At 67.4% G+C, this 20,531-nt stretch carries 19 protein-coding genes and 2 pseudogenes; 8 read left to right on the top strand and 13 right to left on the bottom strand.

Annotation, left to right across the window (positions count from 1 at the left end; genetic code table 11):
* Positions 1–104 precede the first annotated feature (104 nt).
* On the bottom strand, positions 105–284 hold the full coding sequence (locus tag ACFWXC_RS30995; protein ID WP_384483585.1) for a hypothetical protein: 180 nt from the start codon (positions 282–284) through the stop codon (positions 105–107).
* 1,022 nt (positions 285–1,306) lie between these two features.
* Positions 1,307–2,659 carry a serine hydrolase domain-containing protein gene (locus tag ACFWXC_RS30990; RefSeq protein WP_384483583.1) on the bottom strand — a complete coding sequence of 451 codons (1,353 nt, stop codon included), beginning with the start codon at positions 2,657–2,659 and terminating at the stop codon, positions 1,307–1,309.
* A 159-nt stretch (positions 2,660–2,818) separates the two neighbouring features.
* On the opposite strand from ACFWXC_RS30990, the gene ACFWXC_RS30985 reads away from it, so the two are divergent.
* Both ACFWXC_RS30985 and ACFWXC_RS30980 read left to right on the top strand, forming a co-directional pair.
* On the top strand, positions 2,819–3,502 hold the full coding sequence (locus ACFWXC_RS30985; protein ID WP_384483581.1) for a TetR/AcrR family transcriptional regulator: 684 nt from the start codon (positions 2,819–2,821) through the stop codon (positions 3,500–3,502).
* Positions 3,503–3,701: 199 nt separating this feature from the next.
* Entirely contained in the window at positions 3,702–4,286 is a 585-nt protein-coding gene (locus ACFWXC_RS30980; RefSeq protein WP_384483579.1) for a GNAT family N-acetyltransferase, read from the top strand.
* Here ACFWXC_RS30980 and ACFWXC_RS30975 read toward each other — a convergent pair.
* The 3 genes from ACFWXC_RS30975 to ACFWXC_RS30965 form a co-directional block, all read right to left on the bottom strand.
* Positions 4,241–5,116 (bottom strand): IS5 family transposase, encoded by an 876-nt coding sequence (locus ACFWXC_RS30975; RefSeq protein WP_384483577.1) that lies wholly within the window; start codon positions 5,114–5,116, stop codon positions 4,241–4,243. The two genes, ACFWXC_RS30980 and ACFWXC_RS30975, sit on opposite strands and share 46 nt — an antisense overlap.
* A 176-nt stretch (positions 5,117–5,292) precedes the next feature.
* Positions 5,293–5,874, bottom strand: coding sequence for a transposase family protein (locus ACFWXC_RS30970; protein ID WP_384483575.1), 582 nt, complete (start codon positions 5,872–5,874; stop codon positions 5,293–5,295).
* Positions 5,768–6,157 (bottom strand): transposase family protein, encoded by a 390-nt coding sequence (locus tag ACFWXC_RS30965; protein ID WP_384483573.1) that lies wholly within the window; start codon positions 6,155–6,157, stop codon positions 5,768–5,770. The genes ACFWXC_RS30970 and ACFWXC_RS30965 overlap by 107 nt, the downstream gene beginning before the upstream one ends.
* A gap of 53 nt (positions 6,158–6,210) precedes the next feature.
* Between ACFWXC_RS30965 and ACFWXC_RS30960 the strand changes: the two are divergent.
* Positions 6,211–6,330, top strand: a pseudogene (locus tag ACFWXC_RS30960) (transposase); the annotation flags it as partial.
* 48 nt (positions 6,331–6,378) lie between these two features.
* On the opposite strand, the pseudogene ACFWXC_RS30955 reads toward ACFWXC_RS30960, so the two are convergent.
* The 4 genes and pseudogenes from ACFWXC_RS30955 to ACFWXC_RS30940 form a co-directional block, all read right to left on the bottom strand.
* A pseudogene (locus ACFWXC_RS30955) lies at positions 6,379–6,612 on the bottom strand (LLM class flavin-dependent oxidoreductase); the annotation flags it as partial.
* 353 nt (positions 6,613–6,965) lie between these two features.
* A complete protein-coding gene (locus ACFWXC_RS30950; RefSeq protein ID WP_384483571.1) occupies positions 6,966–7,517 on the bottom strand; it encodes an OsmC family protein in 552 nt (183 codons plus the stop codon).
* 145 nt (positions 7,518–7,662) lie between these two features.
* Positions 7,663–8,010, bottom strand: a complete 348-nt coding sequence (locus ACFWXC_RS30945) for a carboxymuconolactone decarboxylase family protein (RefSeq protein WP_384483569.1) — start codon at positions 8,008–8,010, stop codon at positions 7,663–7,665.
* An 88-nt stretch (positions 8,011–8,098) separates the two neighbouring features.
* A complete protein-coding gene (locus ACFWXC_RS30940; protein WP_384483568.1) occupies positions 8,099–8,887 on the bottom strand; it encodes an SDR family NAD(P)-dependent oxidoreductase in 789 nt (262 codons plus the stop codon).
* Between the two features lie 352 nt (positions 8,888–9,239).
* Here ACFWXC_RS30940 and ACFWXC_RS30935 point away from each other — a divergent pair, with 352 nt between their 5' ends.
* A complete protein-coding gene (locus ACFWXC_RS30935; protein ID WP_384483567.1) occupies positions 9,240–10,151 on the top strand; it encodes a LysR family transcriptional regulator in 912 nt (303 codons plus the stop codon).
* A gap of 616 nt (positions 10,152–10,767) precedes the next feature.
* Here ACFWXC_RS30935 and ACFWXC_RS30930 read toward each other — a convergent pair.
* Positions 10,768–11,241, bottom strand: coding sequence for a VOC family protein (locus ACFWXC_RS30930; RefSeq protein ID WP_384483566.1), 474 nt, complete (start codon positions 11,239–11,241; stop codon positions 10,768–10,770).
* A gap of 508 nt (positions 11,242–11,749) precedes the next feature.
* Here ACFWXC_RS30930 and ACFWXC_RS30925 point away from each other — a divergent pair.
* The 4 genes from ACFWXC_RS30925 to ACFWXC_RS30910 all read left to right on the top strand — a co-directional run bounded on the left by ACFWXC_RS30925 (position 11,750) and on the right by ACFWXC_RS30910 (position 17,679).
* The gene (locus ACFWXC_RS30925) at positions 11,750–12,520 is read left to right on the top strand and encodes a transposase family protein (RefSeq protein ID WP_384483565.1); all 771 of its coding nucleotides are present in this window, start codon (positions 11,750–11,752) and stop codon (positions 12,518–12,520) included.
* Positions 12,521–13,452: 932 nt separating this feature from the next.
* The gene (locus tag ACFWXC_RS30920; protein ID WP_384483564.1) at positions 13,453–15,393 is read left to right on the top strand and encodes an ATP-binding cassette domain-containing protein; all 1,941 of its coding nucleotides are present in this window, start codon (positions 13,453–13,455) and stop codon (positions 15,391–15,393) included.
* Positions 15,394–15,507: 114 nt separating this feature from the next.
* Positions 15,508–16,590, top strand: a complete 1,083-nt coding sequence (locus tag ACFWXC_RS30915) for an NUDIX domain-containing protein (RefSeq protein WP_384483563.1) — start codon at positions 15,508–15,510, stop codon at positions 16,588–16,590.
* Positions 16,591–16,647: 57 nt separating this feature from the next.
* On the top strand, positions 16,648–17,679 hold the full coding sequence (locus ACFWXC_RS30910; RefSeq protein ID WP_384483562.1) for an NUDIX domain-containing protein: 1,032 nt from the start codon (positions 16,648–16,650) through the stop codon (positions 17,677–17,679).
* Here ACFWXC_RS30910 and ACFWXC_RS30905 read toward each other — a convergent pair.
* From ACFWXC_RS30905 to ACFWXC_RS30895, 3 genes are all read right to left on the bottom strand, one after another.
* Complete coding sequence (locus tag ACFWXC_RS30905) at positions 17,657–19,021, bottom strand: glutamate decarboxylase (RefSeq protein WP_384483561.1); 1,365 nt, start codon at positions 19,019–19,021, stop codon at positions 17,657–17,659. The two genes, ACFWXC_RS30910 and ACFWXC_RS30905, sit on opposite strands and share 23 nt — an antisense overlap.
* 8 nt (positions 19,022–19,029) lie before the next feature.
* Positions 19,030–19,380: a ribose-5-phosphate isomerase A gene (locus tag ACFWXC_RS30900; protein WP_384483560.1), complete on the bottom strand. Its 351-nt coding sequence runs from the start codon at positions 19,378–19,380 to the stop codon at positions 19,030–19,032.
* A 210-nt stretch (positions 19,381–19,590) separates the two neighbouring features.
* Positions 19,591–20,394: a Cof-type HAD-IIB family hydrolase gene (locus ACFWXC_RS30895; RefSeq protein WP_384483559.1), complete on the bottom strand. Its 804-nt coding sequence runs from the start codon at positions 20,392–20,394 to the stop codon at positions 19,591–19,593.
* Between the last annotated feature and the right edge of the window lie 137 nt (positions 20,395–20,531).

Raw genomic sequence — 20,531 nt, 5'->3', positions numbered from 1 at the left:
TCCGGGCCAGTCGGCAGTGGCACGTCGAGCGCACGCACGACACCGGGCTATGGGTTCCTCCCGAGCGCAGCATCCGGGCCGACTCCGGCTCCCCGGCACGGAGTTCACTGTCTCGCCGGGACGTCGTCCGCCCGCTCGCCCTCCGCTTGAGATGGTTCGGTCCTGGGCACGTCCGGGTGCTGTTCCATGGCGCTGCGCTCGCCCGGCTCGTCGCGCTCCCCCTCGGCCTGCGACGGGGTACGCGCGTATAGCCAGCGGTCGTAGTCCGAGGCTCCGGATTGCATGATGGGCCTCCTCCATCGCTCACTAACCCCATGGTCCACCCTCGGCCGTGACGCGGCGAGAGAAGTGTGAGCAACGGGCAATTACGTGCCCACCGTCATCGTCGCTCGCTACGTTGGGTGGCGACGAGGAAGTGTGAACAGCGGGCGTGGACATGGATTCTGATCACGTCGTTGGACCGGGGACCGTCAGCTATCTCTACAACGTTGCAGTGAGCCGCTTGACCAGCACGTTCGGCGCACAGCTTCAGTGTGCCCCGGAAACCGCTCGTCGGGTGATCCGACTCGGCCGCGTCCGGCCCTCAGCCCTGCGAGGGCCAAGAAAGACAACGCCCGCGCGCCATACAGCAGCCTCCCGAACGAAGATGGGAAGGAGGAGCGGAGCGATGGCGCGAATGTTCGCCGACGGCGATGATTTGGTCGTGCACCTGACATGGCGGGAAAAGGCGGCCGCGCGCCGTGGCGACGTCTGCGTGCCGCTGACGGCGGTGTGCCGGGTGGCGGTCGAACCCGACTGGTGGCGCGCCCTGCGCGGAGTCCCGCAGCGCGGCGTCTCGATTCCAGGGGTCCGGTGCATCGGCACGCGCAGCCACCACGCCGGGCTGGACTTCGTGGCCATCCAGTCCGGCAGACCCGTCGTGTGCGTCGAGCTCCGCCCCTCCGCTCCTTTCCGCCTCCTTGCTGTGTCCCTTCCAACCCGTGCGGACGCGAGGACCACAGCTCAATGGCTCGGCCGAATCGCACCGAAGATCGACACGTCCACGCCTTGGCGGCAGCCGCTTCCGGTACCCGAGGAGAACTCCGCCCCCGCGACGTCGGACAACCCGCCAACACCCCCTCGCACATCTCCTCCGTGCACGCGCGATGCCTGAGTGGGACGAGTGGCCGGCCACTAGGGCGTGTGCCGAAAGTGGATCAAGGTGGTGGTTGAGGAATCGCGGCGGGGAGTAATTGTCAAATGTTGTGTACCCAGGCGAGGCCGGTCACCGGCCTCGCCTGCGGTGCTCTCCGGGGGTACGCAGGTGTCACTCGGCGGGTGTCGGAGCCCGGTTGAAGAGCCGTCCGGCCAGGTCCGCCCCGATGATGGCGCCGTCGGTGTCGCGGGTGAGGAAACCGCGCTGGCCGATCAAGCCGCCGCCGGTGACGATGTACTCGTCGCCGCTTCCGGGGAGCAGACCGAGCCCGGCCGGCGGCAGGTCCGGCGGCAGTTCCCTCTCGGACGCTGTGCGGATCTCCGGCTTGATCCTGCATTCAACCGTCATCGTGTCACCGTCGGTGTCGATGATCAGCGTCATGAATTCGTTCTCGTAGTGCCCGATGATCTCCTGAGCGCGCTGCGGGTCGTACGGGAGCGGCTCGGGGTCGCCCTCGACTATGCCGAGGTAGTGCTCGATTGCCCAGCGGAGCACGGCCTGATTGAACTCCAGCCCGCTGTCGGGCCCGGCGTTGGACACCGCCACGACGGCGAACTCGCGCTCCGGAACCAGCAGCAGATTGGCGAACTGGCCATTGGTCGATCCGCCGTGCCCGACGGTGCGCACACCGTCCACGTCGCGCAGGAACCAGCCGAGGCCGACGGCGTCACCGAGCGTGGAGCCGTGCAGCTCCACCGTCGGCTCCTGCATTCGCCGCGCCAGGTCACCGCCGCCGAGGTGGAACCGGGCCCAGTGCAGCTGGTCCGAGACCGAGGACACCAGGCCGCCGCCCGGGTTGTTGCCGCGCGTGTCCTTCCATGTCCGGGCGACCTTGAGCTCCCCTTCCCTGAGGTTGTGGCCCACGGCGAACCGGCGGGTGATGGCCTGTCCGGCGGTGAAGACGCTGTTGGCCAGGCCCACCTGATCCAGGACGAGTGAGGTGACAGCGGCCTCGTAGGTCTCGCCGGTGACGTTCTCGATGACCCGGCCGAGCAGGTTGTAGCCGAGCTGGCTGTAGGAGGCACGGCCGCCGACCGGGCCGATCAGCGTCACCTCGGCCATCTTGGCCACCTCGCCGGCCAGCGCGTCGTCTCCGTCTCCGCTGTCGAAGACCATCCGGGTGTCCAGCCCGGCGGTGTGGTTGAGCAGGTTCAAGATGGTGATCTGCGCGGCCGCGCCCTCGTCGGGGAGCCGGAGTTCGGGAACGTAGCGGCGGACCGGCGCCTCCAGCTCGACTCGCCCCGTCTCGACCAGGCGCATGATCGCGGTCGCCGTGTAGGTCTTGGTGACCGAGCCCAGCACGAACAGCGTGTCCCGGTCGACGGGCAGCGGGTTGTCGAGGCTCGTCACGCCGTGACAGGCGATCAGCTCCCGTCCGTCCACCCAGACCCCCACCGCTGCGCCTGGGATGTCGAACTCCTTGGCCGTCGCCTCGACGAACTCAGCCAGCGCATCGCGTGACATCTCGTTTCCCCCTCGGTCAGTGTGGTTCGCGCACGTCCCCAGATGTCCACCGGGCGTCGCAGCGACTTGCACTTTGTTCAAGTGAAGGCTAGCGAACCACTTGAACACAGTGCAAGAGATTTCTTGAACGCCGTGCAAGTCGACGGCTATCGTGAGTCCATGCCCCGCAACACGCTGACCCGCGAACAGATCCTCACTGCTGCTATCGCCCTGCTGGACACCGAAGGGCTGGAGGGCCTGAATATGCGGGCACTGGGTCAGCGGCTGGGCTCGGCGGCCACCGCGGTCTACTGGCACGTGGGCAGCAAGGACAACCTCATCGCCCTCGCCGGCGACCAACTGTGGCACGAAATAACGCTGCCCGACCCTGACCTGGTCGACTGGCGCACGGCAGCCACCACCATGGCCACCGACCTGCATGCGATGCTGACCCGCCACCCGTGGCTGCTGCAGGCCTTCGGCTCCTTCCTCATGTTCGGCCCTGGCAAGGCCCGCCACGACGACCACCTCCTGGCCATCTACGAGGCCGCGGGATTCGCCGGCGCCGCAGCCGACCAGGCCGCGGCCGCCGTTTTCACCTTCGTTCTCGGCAACGCCCTCGGCCCAGCCGCAGCAGCCTCACTCACCCGCAAACTGCGGCGCGAAGGCAGCAGCAACGCCGAACAGGTCATTGGCAACGCCAATGCCGAAGCCCGCGAGATTGCCGCACAGTTCCCTCGGCTGCGCGCCCGCCTGGACACCCACAGCGCCGACTACGGCGCGGCGCCCGACAACACCTTCCAGTTCGGCCTCCAGACCATCCTCGACGGGCTGGAAGCGCTGCAACGAGGGCCTGCTCGGTGACCATCACACGATCATTCGGGAAGGTACGCCCTCCGCGTCCCACCCAGGGCTGATCCACAAGCCCTGAGCATTGCTCCGCGGCGGGATGAGGGGATCGCGCCCCGATCTGGCTTACCTGCACCCCATCCGACGTGCCGGGCTCCCGATCTGGCACAAAGTGCCTGATCGCGCAGGGGGTGCGGGTGTTATCGTCCCTGGCATGGCTGAACTGATCGCTCCCACGGGACGGCTGCATTCCTCGTGGCTCACGGCCCGTGACGAGTGGCAGCCTGGTGCTCACCAAGACGGGGCTGGCCTGCGTCTGGTTGGTGACGATGACCTCGACAGCCCGGGAGGGTTCGCCTCATGGGTCGAGCGACTGCGACAGCAATCGGACCGGGCGCTGCCTGTCGGGGAAGGGCGCGTCCACGCTACGCACTGGTGGATCGTCGAGGGCGAGACGTACCTCGGGGCCATCGACCTTCGGCACTATCTGAACGCCTTTTTGTTGGAAGGCGGCGGAAACATCGGCTACAGCGTTCGGCCTTCTGCCAGGAGACGCGGACTGGCCTCATGGGCGCTGGGAGCGGTTCTGCTCAAGGCGCCGGCGTTCGGTCTGGACCGGGTCCTTCTCACCTGTGACGATGGCAACGTCGGCTCGGCGCGCACCATCGAAAGCAACGGCGGCGTCCTCGAAGATGTGCGCAGCACCGAAACCGGGGTCAAGCGCCGCTACTGGATCACTCTCGACCACACGGGTCACAGCCATTCATCGATGGCTGCGACGAGGACGGTCGCCTCGTAGCGGACCGCGAGCTTGTCGTACCTCGTGGCCACGACGCGGTGTCTTTTGAGGCAATTGATGCCGCACTCGACCGCGTGTCTCGCCTTGTAGTCCTCCGGGTCGAACCTCGGCGGACGGCCGCCGAGCGAGCCGCGCTTCTTGCGGTTGCGGGCTTGGTCAACCTTGTCCGGGATGGTGCAGCGGATACCGCGTCGCCACAGGTAGGCGCGGTTCTTCCGGGAGGCGTACGCCTTGTCCGCGCGCACCCGCCTCGGCCGGGTGCGCGGCCTGCCCGACCCGAGGCGGGGCACCCTGATGCGGCCCAGGACGGCCTCGAACTGCGGGGAGTCCCCGCGCTGCCCGACGGTGATCACGATGGACATGGGCTTCTGTCCCTGCTCGACGCCCAGGTGCACCTTGGTGGTCAGCCCGCCGCGCGAGCGTCCGAGCCCGTGGTCGTCCGGCTCGACGGCGACGCCGCCTGGCGGCTCCTTCTGAAGGTCCCCCCCTTTACGCGCCCCGGCGGCGTGCTGGTGGGCCCGCACGATCGTAGAGTCGACGTTGATGTCCCAGGTGATCAGGTCCTTCGCATCCGCCCGGGTCTGGAGGGCGGTGAAGATCTGGTGCCACGTTCCGTCCCGCTGCCAGCGGCGGAACAGGTCGTACACCCGACCCCACGGCCCATACTCGGCGGGCACGTCCCTCCACGGGACGCCGGTGCGGACCCGGAATCGTATGCCGTCGATCAGTTGCCGCCGGGTCCATATCGGCGGTTGGCCGGGCTTCTTGCCCCTCGGCAACAGCAGCTCCAGCATCGCCCATTGTTCGTCCGTCAGATCTCCACGCGCCACGAACCAAGATCATCTCACGGCCGAGATCTACTTTCGGCACACGCCCTAACGACCTCGTGCACGGTTGGCCGTGGCACGTCGAGGTGTGTGGCGTTGTCGGTGTTCACGCTCGCAGGGCGTTGTCGAGGGTGGCGGTTTGCTGGTGTGAGAGCAGCCCGGCGACGGCTTGGATGATGTCACTCATGTGTTCGCGTCGGCCATGGTGGCGGGCCAGAGCCCGCCAGTTTTTCAGGTGGGCGATGCCGTGCTCGACGCGGATGCGTCGTGAGGAGTGCGCCTTGCGCTGGAGTTCGTGGCGTTCCTCGTACCAGGCGGGAGCGTTCTTCTTGAACTTGCGATGGGGGGGGTGTCACCACCCGGCCGCCGGTCTGCGCGCCCATGCCCTGGTAGCCGGCGTCCGCGAGAATCTCCAGGAACGGGCCGTCGGCCAGGAGCTGGGCCAGTCCCAGCTGTCGGGCCTGGGTGATGTCGGCGCAGCTGCCAGGCCGGACCGGACTGCAGAACAGCACCCGCCCGTCCGCATCCGTGAGGACCATGGACTTCACCGCGTTCTGCTTGGTCTTGCCGGAGACGAATTTGTCCCGGTCCTTGCGGCCTGCGGCCGGGCGTCGCACACGGATCTCCGTGCCGTCGATGATCCCGGTCCGACCGTCAACGCCCAGGTACTCGATGACCTCGGCGAGGGTGTGCAGCCGGACGTCCGGGGCGATGGTGCATCCCCGCTGCGCGAACAGGGGGCCGTACCTCGCCAATGGCACGGGTGATGGTGGAGCGGTCCACGCCGAACCAACAGGCAAGCACGTTGTGAGTGGTGCCATGGCGCAGACTCACCAATGTGGCCAGCAGTCGGTCGACGAAGACGAACGTGTGCTTCGCCCCGGCTCCGACAGCCCGTCGCCGCGGCCGAGCCGCCAGGCGTGCCTGATGCTGTTCGTGCCACAACGGCCCTACCTCGGCGACGAGTTCAGCGATCACCGCCGACGACAGCCCGGTGACCCGGTACTCCGAAACGATCAACTCTCGCGCCCCAGCCCCCACCATGCCCAGTCCAACGAGCTACCCGGGCGCCGAGCCACGGCCAACCGTGCACGAGGTCGTTAGCCGATGACAAACGCTGGAAGCAGCTGACGCGCGGGACTCATCGCCACGACCGCTTGCCCGACACCTACCGCGCCATCGCGGACCTCGTCTCCGACCGAAGCGTCATGACCTGAAGCAGGCCGTGAGCAGACAAAACACGCCTCACTCGCTATCACGCACCAACTCGTAAGCGTGATCCGCTCTGTCATGGCCGCGATGTGGGCGAGGAGCGTGGTCGGTGAGGAGGGGATGAAGGGCGGGTTGTGGTGCTCGCCGATGGCGAAGACGTCCAGTCCCACAGCCTCGGCGTGCCTGGCGGTACGTATGACCGAGTCGATGCGTTCCGCTTCGCTGGGGGTGTGGCCGGTGATCGGGTCACGCGTGACGTCGCCGACGCCGAAGATCCCGAATTCCATGCTGTGTGATCTCCCCGAAGGGTGGGGTCTATGGGTTCGGCAGTCCGTACGGTGGGTCACCTCCTGGCTGTGCTGGTGGAGGGGAGTTCCTGCGGCGTACGGGAGGCGCTGCCTTGTGGGCGGGTCGCTCCGACGAGAGCCCCGGCCTGGGCCTGCGGATGAGTCGAGCTGCTGCGATCACCGCTGTCCCGCTCGGCGGCTGCTCTGTCAGCGGTCGGACGTGCGACGGCAGCGGCGCCCAGGTTCGAGGTGGCAGGCGGACGGCAAACCCGTGCGCGGGAGTCAGCCAGGCGCCCTCGCCGAAGTGGCAAGGGCGCAGCCGTCATCGGTGCGGTCGGTCTGGGCCTGCTTGGTCAGGCCAGAGTGGTTACGACGTCGACGGGGTTGGCAAGGGTGTCACGGATGGCCGAGCGCTTTTGGACGAGGGCAATCAGTTCTTCGAGCTGTTCACGGGTGGCGTCGGGGGCGTCGAGGTCGACGCGCACGCGTATCTGCTGCAGTCCGGGACGGACCGAGGGGTCGATCCCCAGGAACCCACGCATGTCGATGTCCGCTTCGAGGTCCAGGCGGATTGCCTTGAGCTCTATGCCCAGCAGGGCGGCGTGAGTGGTGGTGGTGACGGTGTAGCAGCCGGCCAGTGCATGCAGGACGTATTCGGCCGGCGTGGGCGCGGTGTCGGTGCCGAGCGCTGCTGTGGGCTCGTCGCTGGACATCTCGAATTTCGCCACGCGCGTCTCGTCGCGGCTGCCGCCCTGGGTCAGGGCGCCTGTCTGGGTCATGATGCGGTAGCCGCCCTGCCACGAACCGCTGACGGTGAAGGTTGCTCGTGCAAGCCCAGGCTTGGCCCGAAGGGTGTCGGCGCTGTCCTGAAGGGCACGGACGTCGATTTCATTGATGACAGACATCGCTGCTGCTTCTCTCTGAGTGGGGGATGCCGAAGGCGAGCGCCGGCCGTCGTGGCCTGCGGCTGGGATGCGGGGCTCGTGTCCCGGCGCGGCGCTCTCACCGCTGGCCGACGCAGTCGTCGGCTCTCCAAGGTCTCGGATCAGGTCACGCGGCGGCGGTGTCACCCTCTTGTTCGAAGAACTTCATGGCCATGAACCCGTGTGCGTAGCTGCCGCCGGCGCGCAGAGCCGCGGCCGTCATGATGGTCTCCGCGAGTTCCTGCTGGGTTGCGCCGGCGGAGCGCGCCGCCTTGGTGTGCGCTTCGATGCAGTAGGCGCACTGCGTGGTCAGCGCCACGGCCACAGCCATGAGTTCGGTGTACTTGGGCGGGATGACGTTGTTGCTGCCACGCAGGACCTGGTTGTCCCAGGCCACGAACGCCTTGAAGGCGTCAGGGGCGCCGGCACGGATGTGCTTGGCGTACTGATGGTCGGTGTGCTCGTGGTAGGACACGATGCTCCTGTGATCTCGACCGTGCGGGGACGTGCGGGTCCCGTAGCCGGCGGGTGTACGTGGGGGGAGTCGGCAGACGATCGCCGTCTCAGTAGATGTTGCGGCCGGCCCTGACGCCGCCGTCGACGTCCCAGGTGGCGCCAGTGACCCAGTCCGCCTGGTCGGACAGCAGGAAGGCCACGGTGGGAGCGACATCGTCGGGGGTTCCGACCCGCCCGAGAGGGTGGAAGCTGTTGAACCCGTCGAGCGTGGAGTCGATCTCGTCCTTCGGGATGAACGCCTCGTAGATGGGCGTGCGAACCACCGCGGGAGCCACAGTGTTGACCCGGATCCCGTACGGAGCCAGCTCCATGGCGAGGTGCTGAGTGAGGGAGTGCAGGCCCGCCTTGGCCACCGAGTACGCCGAGGACGGGGTCGCGGCCATGGCCTGGTGCGCCAGCATGCCGCCGATGTTGACCACTGCACCCTTGTTACCGCGAACAATCATGGTGCCGGTGACGGTCTGGGTGACGAAGTAGAAGGCGCGGGTGATGGCTTGGTAACGGTCGTAGTCCTCCTGGCTGTGGTCCAGGAATGACTTGGGCTGGAAGACGCCGGCGGCGTTAACGAGCAGGGTCGCGTCGGAATGCTGCTCGGTCAGTTCCTCGCGCAGGCGATCCACGGCGGCGCGGTCGAAGAGGTCGGCGGCCAGACCGACGGCCTTGCCGTAGTCGGCCAGCTCGGCGACGGCCTTGTCTGCGCTGTTCTGGCTCCGACCGGTGACGACGGCGGTGCCGCCGCCTTCGAGTACACGGCGGGCGGAAGCCAGCCCCATGCCGCTGGTGCCGCCGATGACGACGACCTTGCGTCCGGTGAAGTCGAAAGTATTGGTGGACATGCTGGGGCGCTCCTCAGGTGCATCGCGAATCTCGTAGGGTTCGCGAATTGCAAGATGTGTGGATAAAAGGGACTGTGTAGGTGTGGTCCACGCGCGGGGAGTGGCGGACACCCCTCCGGGTGCGGGGTAAACTCCTTGCTTGCGGAATGCAAGTAAAAACTCGGGGACGTCGAGCTGCTGATCCTTATGGAAGGCGCCGGCTCGGCCCTGCGGTCCGGAACCTCGCGGCGCCGGTCCGCCCCTCTGCTTCGGGGGATGCCTCGACTGTAGGGCGCCCTTAGCGGAGGCGGTAGAGGATCAGGGCGAATGCGGATATAGCGGGTGCCTATGCCCTAAGGAGAGAACCGCAGTCGTGAACATCGAGACGTTGCGCTACGCCCAAGCCGTGTCCCGCACGAACTCTTTCAGTGCCGCCGCGCGGGCCTACGGTGTGACGCAGCCATCTCTGTCCAACGGCGTTGCTCGGCTGGAGGAGGAGTTCGGGGTCAAGCTCTTCGACCGCTCGCCGCGAGGAGTCAAGCCCACGCCGCACGGAGCGCAGATTCTGCCGCTGATCGACCGCGTCCTCGATGACCTGGACACCCTCCTCGCCGAGACCCAGCGGCTGGCACGACCAGTCACCGAACCGATTCGCATGGGCGTGTCGCCCCTGATCGGCGCCGAACTGGTCGGACGGGCATACCAGGCGGCACGCACACTCAAGCGTCCGAGCGACCTGATCCTGCGCGAAGCGGACCACGAGCCCCTGACCAACGACCTCCAGGCGGGCCGTCTGGACATCATCCTTGTCCCCGCCGTACCTGGTCTGCCCAGATTCCGGCATCGCGTGATCGCCCATGAACCGGTGGTTGTTGTCGACACGGCCTCCCCGGTACAAGACGGCCCGGTCGAGCTGAAGGAGGTGGCGGACGCTGCCTACATCCTCGGTCCCCGCACCTGCGGCCTGACCACCTTCACCACGGACCTCTTCCACGAAAACAACCTGACATTGCGCACCTACCCCGGTGAAGCCGCCAGTTTCCGGGCCGTGGACGAGTGGGCGGCCCTAGGACTGGGCGCGGCCCTCCTGCCTCGCTCCAAAATCACCTACGAGCACGCGAGCTGCCGCCCACTTCTGCAGGCCGGTTCCCCGGTTGAGCTCGCCTACGAGGCCGTCTGGGACTGCGACACCCCACTGGGAGCCGACCTGGAGGAGCTTGTCGACGCGCTCACCGCACTGGTCGGGCCCGACCCGGTCCTCCGACGGACAGAAGACCAGCGATAGCGCCGCAGTACCCCCGTGGTGTGAGTATCCCCGTCGACCGCCGGAAAGGACTGGCCGGCCACTGGACCGAGTCGGAGGTCACTCTGGCTACCCTGCCGTCATTTGGGAACCACAGGAGCTATCAGTGGGGCATCTCGACCGGCATTCATAAACGAATTCCAGAGAGAGCCGCTAGTGGCGATATAGCGATCCGTATTGCTCGTAGACAGACCTACGGGTGCGCATTAAACGGAGCGAGTCTACTATATCGTTAGCGAGGTTCGATACCCAGAGAGGCCGGTCGCCATGCACTGCTATGACTGCTTTCTCGAAAGTCGCGCTTCGACCGTTCCGTCAAGCCCGTCAATAGCCGCAGCCGCATGCGCCCGGTGCGGGGCCGGCATCTGCGGCAGGCATGCACACGCCACCTGCGAACCGATTCCCGGCTCGCCCACATCCGCTGGGGCGCCAGAAGCCCGGCGGATCACGTGCGACCCCTGCTACCAGGCGGAAACCGCCGCCGCCCGTCGAACGTGAGCGATACACGCGAACGCCGGCAGCGCCGGACTCATCCCGTGCTGCCGGCGAGGTCGTCGCCAACGCGCTGTCAGTGACCCGCTGGCGATGCCCGGAGGCGTTACCGACCGGGCTGCCGCTGCGTGATCTCCTGGAGCACCCACCCGTTTCCGTCTGGGTCGCTGAAGGTGGCGTAGGACGCGTAGGACGTCCGGTCAGGGTTCAGACCCGCGATCCGTTCCTGGCCGGCGCCCCGATGTACGGCATCTCCAGCCTCGTGGCCGTGGTGAAGGAGCCCCCCGGCGTCGTGGAACACGTCACTGACCTTGATGCCGCGGCTGGCGAGCTCCGCACGCGCCTGCTCGACATCCGTGACGATGAGATACAGGCCCTGAGCCGAGCCTGGAGCAGCGTCGATCATGCCCTTGCCGAAGATGATCGAGCATGCGGAACCGGGGGGCGTGAGGTGTACCAACCGGTAGTCTTCACTGAACGTATTGTCAACGTCCATACGGAAACCCGCTGTCTCGTAGAAGCTCTTGGCGCGATCGACGTCGGAGACAGGGAGCACAATAACTTCGAGCTTCAGGTCCATCTTTCTTCACCCTCCCAGGATCGAATTTTGAGGGAATGTGATAAGTAATAGATCGGGACTGTCTCTGATTCCCAAGTATTGCAAGTCGTAGCATCGCTCTCAAAATGTCAGTGAATGATCCCGTACAGTGCTGCCGATCAGGAATTCCGCTGGATTGGCAGAAGCTGCCGATACGCTCCACCATTGTCACTCGCGCGTGGCTTCATCGCATTCTGAAGCGGCAGGGCCGAGCTGCTGTGCTCGTCTCGGAGTTTCTATGGGGCCGCAACGGCATCTTCTTCACCGCGCGAACAGCTTCCGATGCGAGGAACTCACGTCAACTCGGCGTTCCGGGCATGCCCTTGGGGGACCTACAGAATGTGCAAGTCGACGTCGAGCCTTCGCGGGCACGACCGATCGATGCTCCGCTTCCGGTCAAGGGGATGCGAAGCATCAGGCTCAGCCGCTTTCGATTGGCTTCCTAATAAAAGGGTGTTGCACAACCCTCTGAGCTGGGCATCTCCCCTGTATGGCTGGGGTGTTAAGGGCTGATCGGGTGTGGGTGGAGACGTTCACGGGGCTGCGGATGAAGCAGTTCGAGCGGTTGTTGAAGGTGGTGCGGGAGCGGGGTGGCGGCGGGCCGCGCGTCGGGAGGCCGTGGTGTCTGCCGCTTGCCGACCGGGTGCTGCTGGTGGCTGTCTACTACCGCACGAACCTCACCATGCGGCAGCTCGCGCCGCTCTTCGGGGTCTCGCCTGCCACGGTGTGCAGGGTCATCCAGCGGCTGCGGCCCCTCCTGGCACTCAAGCCGGCCACACGGCCCGTCGATGCCGCGGACCGGCTGTGGATCGTGGACGGCACGCTGGTCCCAGTCCGTGACCGCAAGGTCGGCGCCTCGAGCCGCAACTACCGGTTCTCCGCGAACGTGCAGGTCATCATCGATGCGGACACCCGCCTGGTCGTAGCCACCGCCCGCCCGGCTCCGGGCAACAGGGCCGACGCCCATGTATGGCGCGACTCCGGTCTGCCGCAGCAGTGCCAGGGCGTCACCGTGCTCGGCGACGGCGCCTACATCAACACCGGCCTGGCCGTCCCGCACCGCAAACGACCCGGCCGGGCCCTCCTGGCCGGCGAGGAAGCCGACAACGCGGAGCATCGCCGGGTCCGTGCGCGGGTCGAGCATGCGATCGGCCGGCTGAAGAACTACAAGATCCTCCGCGATTGCCGACAGCACGGCGACGGCCTCCACCACGCAGTCCAAGCTGTCGCCCACATGCACAACCTCGCCCTGGCCACGTGATCAGAACAGCCATGATCGCCCTCTGGCCTGCAAAAACACGGCCTTCTGCAACACCCTTTAGGCCAAACACCTCGTTGACCGCAGCCTTCTTTCGCTTCACGGTCTTCGCGGCAGCGGCCGTTCCATCGACCTTCCGACAGAGTGCGTCGAGGCCGCGTCGGAGCACATCGGGATCATCCAACTCACCTACAGGCAGCGAGTGGCGCTGCAGCCAGTCCAAGTGCATGGCCCTGGAGTGGTTCACAGTGCACGAATTGCCACGCGACATCATCGAGTACCCCGAAGCCGGGTTGCGCGGCTATCTGGACAACGCAGGCTCGCTCGCAGAGCACAACTGGGCGTAGCACACCTTTACCCGAAGTTGCTCTTGGACAGCGATGCAAGAAATATCTCAAGGTATATGAGATCACAGATATCTCGTATGCCATCGGATGCCGCTCCTGTGACAGAAACTGATCTCGTGACAACCAATTCCCAGCAATACGGCTCGGCATAACGGCTGACGGCAACGCTGTTTTCCTCTCATCCCCGTCGCCGTATCCGCCCTGAGCACCAGCTCGACAGGCGCTCTAAGCGCGGTGCTCGCGGCGGCGGGACTGGGAGCCGACGTCCTGCTCGCCCACCACCGTGAGGCTCTGATGGGCGCGGCCGCCCACGCCGCGACAGGGCTGCGAAGGCTGCCGCCGATCTCAGCCAGGCGGGGAGCCGACCGAGATGGATCTGCCGCAACGCCCTCAGAGCGGGGCGGTGTCGGCGTTTCGGCCATGTCCGGACCGGAGCCGCCTCAAGCCAGACCAAGGATCTGGGTGGACAGGGTCTCCTCGCACAGGAAACTGCGGGCTCCCCAGCACGACCGAATGACGTGTGTTCGAAATCGCAGCCGGGTCGTTGATTCCCACGACTCCGCCGCAGCGACCGTCCTAGGGGGAACGATGACCTCAGCCATTAAGCAGGATCAGCCGCCACAACCACCGAAGGGCACCTCGCAGGAAGACGAACCGCAGGGGGCCAGTGTTCGAGAGGAGGAATACCTCTACCGCGACGAGTCGCGGCTCCAGGCGGGGTCGCTGCTGACCTCCCGCACGATGGCACGACGACTGCCCTCGCTCGTACGGCGCTCGGTGCAGATGGCCTGGCGGGTGGACCGCGGCGCGACCATCGGACTGCTGGTGTGTCAGATCGGGACGGGTGTCCTCGCGGCCCTTGGTCTCCTAGCCGTCACGGGCACGATCACCGCGCTGATCTCCTCGGGCGACATCACCGAGCGGCTGTGGGATGCTGCCCCGCAGCTGGCAGTCATCGCCGCGGCCACCGGCCTGCGTTCGCTGCTGGGCATCACGGTGGTCTGGCTGACTGGCCGTCTGCGCCCGGTGCTCGGCCGGGCGGCCGAGGTGACGATGGTCGAGGCCGCGCTCGGCGCGGAACTGGCCGCAAACAACAAGCCGGGCTACAACGATGCATACGACATCGCGGACCGCGGCGCCCAGGTCACTCCTGACCTGGTAGAGGAAGCGCAGGACGTGCTCGCTGCGACCGCGACGCTCGCGGCCGGCGCAGCCGTCCTGACCGTCCTGCACCCGCTGCTCCTTCCCCTCCTCTTCCTCGCCTGCTTACCGCAGGCCGCCGCCTACGTCCGCTCCGCACGCGTGATCTACCTCGCCAGCCTGGAGACCTCCGGAAGGCGCCGGATGCTGGGCAAGCTGCGCTGGCACATGGCCTACATGGAGTCCAGCGAGGAGATGCGCGCCTGCCTGGCCGGCCCCTTCTTGATCGGCCGATACCGAAAGCTGGCCGCCTCGGTCAATGCGGCTGAACGCGGGGCCGCGAACACGGGTGCCTGGATGGGGCTTGCCGGAGCTGTCGCCGGCGGAATCGCCTCGACCGCGGTGTGGGCGGCACTGCTGTGGCTCCTGGCCTCCGGCCAGATGAGCCTGGCGGCCGGCGGCGGCGCCGTCTTCGCCCTTCAGACGGCCACCGGCTCGGTGCGCGGCATCATCAACGGCGGGGCCCGCCTGGTGCGCACCGGCTGGTACGTGCAGGACTGGCAGAACTTCCTCGACAACGCCCACGGCCAGGCCATGACCGACTCCCGCGGGACCGCCGCCGTGCCCGCGGTCCCGGAGCGCTTCGAGGTCCGCGACGTCACCTACCGCTACGACGGCGCCCCGAAGGACAGCCTGAGCGGCGTCTCCCTCCACGTGCGGCGCGGCGAGATCGTGGCCCTGGTCGGGGAGAACGGCTCCGGCAAAACAACCCTCTCCCGCCTGCTGTGCGGACTGCTCCTGCCCACCGAAGGCGACGTGGCCTGGGACCACGCCTCCACGGCGGACCTGGATCCCTGGGGGGCATGGGAGCACGTCGCTCTGGTCCCGCAGAAGTTCACGTATCTGCCGCTGACGATGCGCGACAACATCACCTTCGGACAGGGCGACAGCAGCGACACGGCCCTGCTCGCCGCGTGCGAGGCGTCTGGCGCTGCGGAGATGCTGCCCAACCTCCGTTCCGGCCTGAACACCCTCCTGACCAGCGAGTGGTTCGGCGGGCAGCAGCTCTCCGGCGGGCAGTGGCAGCGCCTCGTCCTCACCCGCGCCTTCCACCGGCAGGCGGCGCTCCTGGTGATGGATGAACCCACGGCCGCGCTCGACGCACGGGCCGAGCACCGGATCTTCTCCGGCCTGCGCGAACTGGCCAAGGACCGCGCCGTCCTGCTGATCACGCACCGGCTCACCAATGTAGCCGTCGCCGACCGGATCGTGGTCCTGGACGAGGGACGGATCGTGCAGGAGGGCACCTACGCCCAGCTCACCCAGGAGCCGGGGCTCTTCCAGTCCTTGTGGGAGCTGCAGCGCCGGATGAGCGGCAGCACCGCCTGATCACCGCTCCCCGGTCCGCGCCGTACACCCGCCCACCGTTCTGAAAGGCAGAGCTTCGTGACCTCTCCCGTCTCCCCTTCGGATCACGTTGCACCGCGTGCCGCCCTGTCCGCAGTGCAGTACGCCGCGTCCCGGCACGCGGTGTGGCTCGGCGCCGCCGCGATCGTCACCGACCAGGTCGGCCGCGTCCTGCTGGTGCACCCCACCTACCGCGAAGACGACCGGTGGCTGCTGCCCGGAGGAGTCGTCGAACCCGGCGAACACCCGCACGTCGCCTGTCGGCGCGAGATCACCGAGGAACTGGGCCTGCCGGATCTGCCCCTGTCGGGCGTGCTCGCCGTCCACTCCCTCTCGCCGCGCCACCCCGACATCAGGTCCGGCACGCCCTGCCCCGGAGAGATCCGGTACGTCTTCGACGGCGGAACCCTGACCCTCGACCAGGCGAAGGCGATCCGTCTGCCTCGCGAGGAGCTGTCCGAATTCGCCTTCTTCGAGACCCGGGACGCAGTGCAGCGGCTGCGCCCCGTGGACGGGCAGATCATGCTCGCCGCGTACCGTGCCCGGCTCGGGAACACCGCCACCGCCCACCTCGCCGACGGTCGGCACATCCTCGACATCCCTGCGCTGGACCGGCATGACGTCCACGTCCGCTACCGGCCTCTGTGGGACAGCCCCCTCAACCGCGGTCCCGTTCCCGAGCGGCTCTCCGTGCAGCAAGCCTGGGCGTGGTGCTTCGTTCCCGACGGCCGGGTCGTCCTCGTTGCCGACCCCGGCCCTCGGGGCGCCCTGCCGATGCTGCCCGGCGGCACCGTGGAGAAGACCGACCCGACGCCCGAGGACACCCTCCGCCGCGAAGCCGCAGAGGAAGCCCAGCTCACCCTCACCGATCCGGTGCGACTGGGCTGGGTGCTGGACGAGACCGGCGAGGTCTACGGCGGAGTGGGGCCCAACGCCCGCCTCCGTCTGGCCGTCCGGGTCACCGCCATCGGGCCGGCTGCCGTCGACCCCGCCACCGGCCACCCCTTCGCGCGCCTGCTCGCCACCCCCGCCCAGGCAGCCGCCCTACTGGGATGGGGTCCGCCAGGAGCGCGACAAGCCCAACTCGCCGCCGAAACAGCCCAGGAGCACTGGGGCCTGGCCCTCGCTCGCCCCACCGCAATCGAGGAAGTCCCTGCGGAGGGGATGCGGCTGAGCTGACACGAACAACCACCCCGCCTCAACTCGACCCGCTCCGCGCCCCTCTGAGGTACACCCATGCCGCTGTCGCACAACGACATCCGCACCACCGTCGAGACCTACCTCGCTCGCCACCCTCACGAGCGACCGCAACTCGGCGGCCTCCTGGACGCCCTCGACCGGCCCACCGACATCGCCAGCCGCTCCACCTTCTCCGGACACGTCACCTGCGGCGCCATAGTCGTCGACCAGCTCGGCCGCGTCCTGCACGTGCTGCACCTCGCGAGCGGGAAAGTCCTCGCCCCCGGTGGACATACCGAGCCCGAAGACGAGTCCCTGCCAGAGGCGGCCCTGCGGGAGCTGCACGAGGAGACCGGAATCCCACCCGAGCGCCTGGAGGCCGCCTGCCAGCCCGCCCAGTCGGGGCGCGCCCACCCCCGCGTACGGAACCAGGAAGCCCACCCCGAACATCCCGAGGGCCGCCGTCCACGCGTGCACCCCGAGCACGGTGCCCAGGGTGACCAGCACGGCCGCGGCCGGCAGCACCGCCAGCAGCGTGCGGGCGCGCTCACGCGGCGTGCCCGGGACGAAGGACATTCCGCCGGTGGCGATGGCGCCGAACAGCGCGTAGATCGCCGCGACATCGTTCCCCAGGCCGTAGCGCGCCGCGTAGAACCCCGTGCACGCCACGAGCGTCACCCGCGCGGAACGCCGCACCGCCCGCAGGCCCGGATCACGGGCCCGCAGCCATGCCAGCCCACCGCGAAGGGGCACCCGTGGCCTCCTCGTCGATTCGGTACAGAGGCACGCCCACTTCCCCTTGTTCACGGTAGGGCGGGCGGGTACGCCCGGCCACCGCACCCGGGGCCGGTCGGGCGAGAGGGACCAGGACCAGATACTTCTCGCTCCGCAGGTCCTTGTGCGCGTCCCACAGCCGGAGGACGAGGTCCGGGCGTGGCGCCTTTGGTTCGGGCAGACCATTCGATCTGGTACGTATCCGGCACACGCAGCAGATCTACCCGAGGCAGGTTCGCGGTGGAGACGCCCTCAGAGCCAGCAGGTGTGTGCAGCCGGGGGCAGAGGTGCGTCAGTAGCCGGTGCCGCGCTTGACCCGGGCCCGCTCGATCTCATGGGTCGCACCCTTGTCGTCCAACGTGCGACACGCGTCGGTAATGTCTTGGCTCAGGCGATCGATCTGCTCGCGGCTCAGGGTCTCCTTGACCAGGGCACGCATGATCTTCACCCGCTCCGCGTTGGGCGGGAGCGTGTACGCCGGCACCATCCAGCCGCGCTCGGCCGAGAGTTGCCAGGCGACGTCGGACTCGTCGTAGGCGTGCTTGCCGGCGAGGCGGAAAGCGACGAGCGGCAGCTGCTCGAGGTCGCTCCCGATCACTTCGAAGCGGCCGCTGCTACGCAGGTTGTCCGCCAGCACATGGGCGTTCTCCTGCAACATCTTCATGACGTAGGTGTAGCCCTGGCGACCGAGCCGGACGAAGTTGTAGTACTGCGCGAGCACCATCGACGCGCCGGTAGAGAAGTTCAGCGTGAACGTCGCGTCGGTCTTGCCCAAGTAGTTCTCGTGGAACACGAGGTCCATGGGCAGGTCGGACTCCTCGCGGAAGACCAGCCAGCCGATGCCGGGGTAGACCAGGCCGTACTTGTGTCCCGAGACGTTGATCGAACGGACGTGCTCGAGCCGGAAGTCCCATTTCGAGTCCGGGTAAAGGAAAGGCCACACGAATGCGCCGCTGGCTCCGTCAACGTGGATCGGGATGTCGAGGTCCCGCTCCTTGCGGACGTCCCGCAGGAGCTTGTCGATCCCGACGACGTCGTCCTTGTGGCCGGTGAACGTGGTGCCGAGGACGGCGACGACGCCGATCGTGTTCCCGTCGAGGTGAGGCTCCACGTCCTCCGGGCCGATCGTGTACTTGTCCTCGGCAAGCGGCACGATCCTCGGCTCGACGTCGAAGTAGCGGCAGAACTTCTCCCACACGACGTGGACGTCCCCACCGAAGACCAAGTTAGGTCGGTCGACCGACAGATTGGCCGCCCGGCGGCGCTCCCGCCACTTCCACTTCAGCGACAGCGCCCCGAGCATGATCGCCTCGGACGAGCCCTGGGTCCGACATCCGGTTGTCCTGCCCGGCGCGTTGAAGAGTCCGGCGAGCATGCGCACGCAACGCTGCTCGATCTCGGCGGAAATCGGGTACTCCGCATGGTCGATGAAATTGCGGTGAAGATTCTCGGCGATGATCCGTTGCGCCTCCGGCTCCATCCACGTGGTGACAAACGTGGCGAGGTTACGCTGCGGATCACCCTCCATGGCGAGGTCCACATCCAGCAGCCTCATTGCGTCCGTCGCAGCCATGCCTTCCTCGGGAAAGGCCTCCGAGGGAGCGGGCACGGTCAAGAATCGGTTGCCGAAAAGAGCCGCATCGTCACCCTTGGTCATATGAGGATTCAAACAGCGCCGATGCCTGCCTCGGCGAGGGACACGCCGAGATAGAACAGGCACCGACCAGCCTCCGAAGTTCGTCGGCTCGTCCGACCCCCACACCGACTCACCCAACTCCCATCCCGTCTGCCGTCGACCCACACGTATGTGGAGCGGGCGCGGTGCCGGGCGTCCAGGTGGAGCGCGCCACTCTCCCTGGTGTGTGCGGCGCCGCCGCCCTTGACGAGCCAGCAGTCCGGCGCTACCTGGTCCGCACCGTCAATCGTGACGTCGAAGCGGTCGATGCCGCCGAACGGTTCGACCCGCAGATCGAGTATCAGGGCTGCCTCCCTCGGTCCGCGGCGATGTCGCGACACACCGCAGTGACAGACCGCGGCGAGCCGGCGCAGGCAGGAGGTTGGCGACGGTCGAGCCGGTGCCGAGACCGACGGTCATGCCGTCCTCTGCCAGCTCGGCCGCAGCCTCGGCGGCACGTTGCTTCTCATGCTGGACGCTCACGGTCCTCCTCCTTGACCAGGCCAAGTCTCAGCCTCAGGGCGCCAGGCCCGGGCATGCGATGACGCGGGTCATAGGATGACCCGCTCGACCGCATTCGCGAAGCCCTCTTCCTCGTTGCTCGGTGTAACCCGCCTCGCCGCGCGCTGGACCTCGTGACTGGCGTTGCCCATCGCGATGGACAGTCCCGAGTGGGCGAACATCAGTACGTCGTTGGGCATGTCGCCGATCGTGGCGATCTGTTCGGGGGAAATCCGGAGCTTGGCGGACCAGTACTTGACGACACCCCCCTTGTTGGCCTGCGGATGGGTCACATCGAGGTAGTAGGGCTGCGAGCGCGCGGCCGAGACATGCTCGCCGAACTGCGCGCGAGCTGCGACCGCGGCCGCCTCGACGACCTGGTGGTCATCGCTGACCCCGACGACCTTGGCGGTGCCCTGCTCGAGCCCGTCGAAGCCGGGAACGAGCATGGGCGCGAACTGCACCGTCCAGCTCTCGCGATCCACGTGCGGCCCCTTCATGTCGCGGACGTACCAGTCGCCACCCCGGTAGATCCAGACGCTGAGGCCGAACGACTCCATCAGCGCGACGACCGGTGCCACCGCCTCCTCGGGAATGACCTGCTGCTCGACAACGGTCATATCCGGGTTGACGATGAGACCGCCGTTGAAGGCGGCGAGTTCATTGGCCAGCACCAAGGGCTCGATGATCATGGACATGCCGTGGGGTGGTCCCCCGCTGGTCACCGCGAAGAGGACGCCGGCGTCGTAGAGCTTGTGGACCGCACAGACGGCGCGGTCGGTGAGGACCTTGTCGCTCGTGACCAGAGTGCCGTCGACGTCGGCAAGAAGCAGGCGAATCGGGCAGGCCGGCATCACGCCTCCGTAAGCTCCGGTCGCGGCCGGTCCGGGTGGGGAGAGGCAGCGGCTCATGGATGCGGGGGACCTGTGGGAGGGGTTCCCGGTCGGCTTGGTTTCCGAACAGAGAGAGACCAATGCCCTTGAGGGCGCGC

Source organism: Streptomyces sp. NPDC058683 (assembly GCF_042716195.1).
Classification (GTDB): domain Bacteria; phylum Actinomycetota; class Actinomycetes; order Streptomycetales; family Streptomycetaceae; genus Streptomyces.
This window is presented reverse-complemented; position numbering and strand designations above follow the sequence as displayed.

Excerpts from the sequence above, each read along its gene's own strand:
- ACFWXC_RS30995 (WP_384483585.1), bottom strand. The coding sequence starts at position 284 with ATGCAATCCGGAGCCTCGGACTACGACCGCTGGCTATACGCGCGTACC.
- ACFWXC_RS30990 (WP_384483583.1), bottom strand. The coding sequence starts at position 2,659 with ATGTCACGCGATGCGCTGGCTGAGTTCGTCGAGGCGACGGCCAAGGAG.
- ACFWXC_RS30985 (WP_384483581.1), top strand. The coding sequence starts at position 2,819 with ATGCCCCGCAACACGCTGACCCGCGAACAGATCCTCACTGCTGCTATC.
- ACFWXC_RS30980 (WP_384483579.1), top strand. The coding sequence starts at position 3,702 with ATGGCTGAACTGATCGCTCCCACGGGACGGCTGCATTCCTCGTGGCTC.
- ACFWXC_RS30965 (WP_384483573.1), bottom strand. The coding sequence starts at position 6,157 with ATGGTGGGGGCTGGGGCGCGAGAGTTGATCGTTTCGGAGTACCGGGTC.
- ACFWXC_RS30950 (WP_384483571.1), bottom strand. The coding sequence starts at position 7,517 with ATGTCTGTCATCAATGAAATCGACGTCCGTGCCCTTCAGGACAGCGCC.
- ACFWXC_RS30940 (WP_384483568.1), bottom strand. The coding sequence starts at position 8,887 with ATGTCCACCAATACTTTCGACTTCACCGGACGCAAGGTCGTCGTCATC.
- ACFWXC_RS30930 (WP_384483566.1), bottom strand. The coding sequence starts at position 11,241 with ATGGACCTGAAGCTCGAAGTTATTGTGCTCCCTGTCTCCGACGTCGAT.
- ACFWXC_RS30925 (WP_384483565.1), top strand. The coding sequence starts at position 11,750 with ATGGCTGGGGTGTTAAGGGCTGATCGGGTGTGGGTGGAGACGTTCACG.
- ACFWXC_RS30920 (WP_384483564.1), top strand. The coding sequence starts at position 13,453 with ATGACCTCAGCCATTAAGCAGGATCAGCCGCCACAACCACCGAAGGGC.
- ACFWXC_RS30910 (WP_384483562.1), top strand. The coding sequence starts at position 16,648 with ATGCCGCTGTCGCACAACGACATCCGCACCACCGTCGAGACCTACCTC.
- ACFWXC_RS30905 (WP_384483561.1), bottom strand. The coding sequence starts at position 19,021 with ATGACCAAGGGTGACGATGCGGCTCTTTTCGGCAACCGATTCTTGACC.
- ACFWXC_RS30895 (WP_384483559.1), bottom strand. The coding sequence starts at position 20,394 with ATGCCGGCCTGCCCGATTCGCCTGCTTCTTGCCGACGTCGACGGCACT.